We start from the raw sequence: 4675 nt of genomic DNA, 5'->3' as shown, positions 1-4675 counted from the left end.
CGCGCCAACGCCGCCGGCCTCAGAACCGACCGCCGCAGTGGCACCGCCTGAAACGCAAGCCGAAATTAAACCGGCTCCGGCCCCCGAGAAGCCGAAACCGGCTAGACCCGCGCCGCCGCCTCCAGCACCGGCCGTCGAAGAAAGCGACTTCTTCTCTTCGTCCACCTATTCCTTGGTCATCGGCGGCTTGAGCGTCGGCATCATGGGCCTGCTCGGCTGGTTGTTATGGCGGAAACGCAAAATCGAGAGCCAAACCAACACCGAAAGCATGTTTGCCTCCGCCAGCCAGATCAGAATGCCGGATTCGGACAGCAGCCTGTCGGTGCCGGTCATGGACATCAACAGCACGGGCGCTTACGATGTCGGTACCGTCGGCGAGAGCTCGTTTATCAGCGACTTTACCCCCAGCGATTTCGAAGCGTTCGACACCGATCAAAGTGATATCGACCCCATGTCGGAAGCCGATGTTTATCTGGCTTACGGCCGCTACCAACAAGCCGAAGACTTGATCCGCCACGCCATTCAGGAACAACCGGATAAAGACGATTACAAGCTCAAGCTGCTTGAAATTTTCTACGCCAACGAGAATAAAGAGCGTTTCGCCGACTATGCGCAAGAGCTGGCCGACGCCGGCAAGAACGCCGACCGCCCCTTCTGGGGCAAAGTCTCGGACATGGCCAAGGAAATCATTCCCGACTCGGCTTTATTCGGCGGCCAGGCGAATCCAAACGCTCTGAAGCCGGCGCCGGCCAGCCCGGCCCATGAGGCATCGAACGGCCAGGCAAGCTTTGAAACCGCCGATGACGCGTTTAACTTCGAGGCGGTTTCCGGCAACGACGACCTGCTTGACCTGAAAGCCCCCACGCTACCGGACATGGAATTAATGGACGAGATTAATTCCGAACTGGCTGAAATGCAATTAAGCCTTCCGGAAGAATCGGACCATAGCAGCCTGGATTTCGACCTCGGTTCGTTCGCCAAACCCGATAGCAAAACCGAACCAGGCCCTGACATTGTTGCGGAGACTCCCGATATCGAGTCTATCGACTTCGATTTGAGCGGCTTCGAAGAGGGCGGTCCGGAAGCCGGCGCCGCGGAGAGCGAAGCCAACGATACCTTGGAAAGTTTCGATTTCAATTTCGATCTTGATTCGACAGCGGCATCAGACAGCAAGGCAAGCGGCGAAGCGGCCGCCAGTGCCGAACCGCTCGATATGGCCAGCCTGGAAAGTTTCGAATTTCCGGAGTTCGGCGAAGACGAGTCCGAAGCGAAACCGGCACCGGCAGCAGTCGAACCGTTAAGCGAGGCAAGCGCCGACTCCGCCGACGAGTTCGACTTTAACTTCGACTTTGAGCCGCCCAGCGGCGCCGGTATCGATGACGACATCGATTTCGGCGTCTCCGATCTGACCGATATGGACGAATTCGAAACCAAAATAGATCTGGCGAAAGCCTATATCGACATGGGCGATGCCGAGGCCGCAAAATCCATCGCCACGGAAGTCGCGGCAAAAGGTACCCCGGAACAAAAACAAGCCGCGCAAGCCTTGCTTGACGAGCTGAAATAAGCCGCAAAACACCGTTATCTACCGGTCTGTTTGGGCAAACCAAAGAAACCGGTCGCGCGCGGACGCTTATTCCGCTTCAGCGGTCAATAGTTCAATCCAATGCACGACCGGCACAGCCGCTGTTTCCTGTAATTGCAGCCAGCACCCGATATTCGCGGTAGCGATCAACTCCGGCCGCTGCGCTTGCAAAGCCTGGATTTTAGCCTCCCGCAACCGGCCCGATAACGTGGGTTGCAACAAGGCGTAACTGCCCGCCGAGCCGCAACACACATGCGCATCGGCAACCTGAGTCAGCTCAAACCCCAGCTTGATCAATAACCTTTCTACCTTGCCGTTCAGTTGTTGCCCGTGTTGCAAGGTACAGGGGGAATGAAATGCGATCCGGCGAGGCTTGGGGGTAAAAACCGCCAAATCCTCGGTAGACAGGATTTCGCCGATATCTTTAGCCAAATCCGAAATACGCGCCGCTTTTTGGGCATAGGCCGGATCGTGCCGCAATAATTCCTCGTATTGCTTAACCGTGACACCGCAACCGCTTGCGGTCGTGACTATCGCCTCAACGCCGCTTTCGACCGCCGGCCACCAAGCATCGATCAGTCGCCGCATCGCATCCAGGCCGCCTTGTTGATCGTTCAAATGATACGCCAGCGCACCGCAACAGCCGGCCGAGGGAGCGTCAACCACGCTAATGCCTAACCGGTCCAGCGCCTGCGCGGCGGCGGTGTTTATACGCGGCGCCAGCGCCGGCTGCACGCAACCTTCCAATAACAACATGCGCCGCCGATGTCGCCTGGCTGGCCTGACACCGGCAGGTTGCGGCAGCGGCAGCTTGTTTTTAAGCCGTGGCGGCAGCAGGGGACGGCATAGTCTCGCCATGGCCAACAACCGGGCAAATCGACTCGGAAACGGCAAGCAAAACAACAGCACTTGCCGAAACAAACGCTGATGCCAGACACGCGGCACTTGTTGTTCGACCAGGTTCCGGCCGATGTCCAGCAAGCGCCCGTATTCCACGCCGGAAGGACAACTGGTTTCGCAAGCCCGGCAGGTCAAGCAGCGGTCCAGGTGCTGCTGGCTGGCGCGAGTGGCGGGGTTGCCTTCCAAAACCTGTTTGATCAGATAAATCCGCCCGCGCGGCCCGTCCAGCTCATCGCCCAATAATCGATAGGTGGGGCAGTCGGCATTACAAAACCCGCAATGCACGCAATGCCGCAAAATAGCCTCGGCTTGCTGGCCCTGGGGGCTGGATTTAAGGAAATCGGCGAGTTGGGTTTGCATGGATTAAGGAAACAGCCGGCCTGGATTGAATAAATTTAACGGGTCGAACGCCAAACGAATGTTCTGTTGCAACCCCAGCAAACCGCTGTCCAGCCGCAACCAATCGGCTTTGTCCGTCCCCCGATAACCAATGGCATGGCCGCCATGCGCCGCCGCTACGGCATGAATGGCTTCGGCGGGCATGTCGGTATTTATCCAACGCAAGGCCCCGCCCCAATCCAGCAAACCGCGCCCCGCCAAGCCCAAAGGCGGTGCCCCGGGCGCAATACTGATACGCCACAAGGGCCCCGGCAATTGAAAAAAACCTAAGCGCTGTTCGCGCAAGTCATGCCAGAAGCGGTCACCTTTTTGATCGACGTCCCCCGCCAGTTGCCTGGCGGCGGCCAGCACGGCTGTCTCGGCACCGGACAATCTGATTCGCAAACATTCGCCGTCGTAAGCCATCGCGGAAAGTGGCCAGGGTTGCCCGGCTAATTGCCGCATTTTGCTTAAAGCCTTCTGTTCCGTGCACGCATATGCCAGCGTCAAATCCGCTTCCGGCAAGGGCAATACCCGCAGAGACGCTTCCAGCAGTACCCCTAAGGTACCCAATGCCCCCACCATCAAACGGGAGACATCGAACCCGGCCACGTTTTTCATCACCCGCCCGCCGAAATTCAATATCTGCCCCCGGCCGTTGACGATTTTACAACCCAGCATGAAATCGCGCGCGCTGCCGGCAAATGGCCGTCTCGGCCCGGAAAATCCGCAGGCCAACGTGCCTCCCACAGTGGCTTGGCCGGCGAAGTCCGGCGGCTCGAAGCCCAACATTTGCCGGTGCCCTGCCAAGATTTCGGCAATATCCGTAACACGGCTACCCGCCCGCGCCGTAATCACCAGCTCGCTGGGCTCGTAATCGATTACCCCGCAGTGATCCGCCATGTTTAACACGGCATCGGCCGTGCAATGGCCGCCATAAAAAGCCTTGCTGTTGCCGCCGACAATACGCAAAGCACCCCCGGTTTCGACCGCCCGCGACACCTGTTGCTGTAATTGGAGTTCGTTATCCCGGTCGCGCATCAAAACCGCTCCAATTCCGGATGCGGCAGCTGGCCGTGATGCACATGCAGGCGTCCCAACTCGGCGCAGCGGTGCAAGGTCGGGATGGCTTTGCCGGGATTGAGCAAGCCCAAGGGGTCGAATGCCTGCTTAAGGCGATGAAACTGCGCCAGTTCGGCCGCCTGAAACTGCACGCACATCTGCCCCAGCTTTTCATGCCCCACCCCATGCTCGCCGGTAATGGTGCCGCCGACCGCCACGCATAGTTCCAATATTTGACCGCCCAAAACCTCGGCTTTTTCGAAATCGCCCGCCCTGTTGGCGTCGTATAAAATCAAGGGATGCAGATTGCCGTCACCGGCATGAAACACGTTCACCACGCTCAAGCCGCAGGCTTCGGCCATGGTGCCAATCTGTTTCAATACGTGTGCAAGCTGTTTGCGCGGGATGGTGCCGTCCATGCAATAGTAATCGCTGGCGATACGGCCTACCGCCGGAAACGCGGCCTTGCGGCCGGCCCAAAAACGTTTACGTTCCTGCTCGTCGCTGGCGGTGCGAATCTCGACCGCCGCATTATTTTGCAATAAGCCGATCGCGCGCCGGCTGTCCGCCGCCACCTGCTCCGGCAATCCGTCAAGCTCGCATAATAAGATGGCGGCGGCATCCACCGGATAGCCGGCATGCACGAAAGCTTCGGTAGCTCGAATCGCGGCGTTATCCATCAACTCCAAGCCCGCCGGCATCAAACCGTCGGCAATGATCGCCGCCACCGCCGCGCCGGCCTGCTCCACG

4 protein-coding genes are annotated in these 4675 nt (G+C 58.8%); 1 reads left to right on the top strand and 3 read right to left on the bottom strand.

The genetic code is table 11. The annotated features are described in order from the left end of the window. On the top strand, nucleotides 1–1567 hold a 1567-nt coding region (locus NP596_RS19905; protein WP_256617140.1), incomplete at its 5' end, for a motility hub landmark protein FimV. A 66-nt stretch (nucleotides 1568–1633) separates the two neighbouring features. Here the strand turns inward: NP596_RS19905 and glcF are convergent. The 3 genes from glcF to NP596_RS19890 all read right to left on the bottom strand — a co-directional run. Continuing rightward, nucleotides 1634–2845 carry a glycolate oxidase subunit GlcF gene (glcF, locus tag NP596_RS19900; protein WP_256617139.1) on the bottom strand — a complete coding sequence of 404 codons (1212 nt, stop codon included), beginning with the start codon at nucleotides 2843–2845 and terminating at the stop codon, nucleotides 1634–1636. Between the two features lie 3 nt (nucleotides 2846–2848). Then, nucleotides 2849–3904, bottom strand: coding sequence for a glycolate oxidase subunit GlcE (gene glcE / locus NP596_RS19895; RefSeq protein WP_256617138.1), 1056 nt, complete (start codon nucleotides 3902–3904; stop codon nucleotides 2849–2851). Then, nucleotides 3904–4675: FAD-linked oxidase C-terminal domain-containing protein (locus NP596_RS19890; RefSeq protein WP_305891826.1), on the bottom strand; the 772-nt coding region annotated here is incomplete at its 5' end. The genes glcE and NP596_RS19890, both read right to left, overlap by 1 nt.

Origin of the sequence: Methylomonas rivi (assembly GCF_024505165.1) — a bacterium.
Classification (GTDB): domain Bacteria; phylum Pseudomonadota; class Gammaproteobacteria; order Methylococcales; family Methylomonadaceae; genus Methylomonas; species Methylomonas rivi.
This window is presented reverse-complemented; position numbering and strand designations above follow the sequence as displayed.

Excerpts from the sequence above, each read along its gene's own strand:
- glcE (WP_256617138.1), bottom strand. The coding sequence starts at position 3,904 with ATGCGCGACCGGGATAACGAACTCCAATTACAGCAACAGGTGTCGCGG.
- glcF (WP_256617139.1), bottom strand. The coding sequence starts at position 2,845 with ATGCAAACCCAACTCGCCGATTTCCTTAAATCCAGCCCCCAGGGCCAG.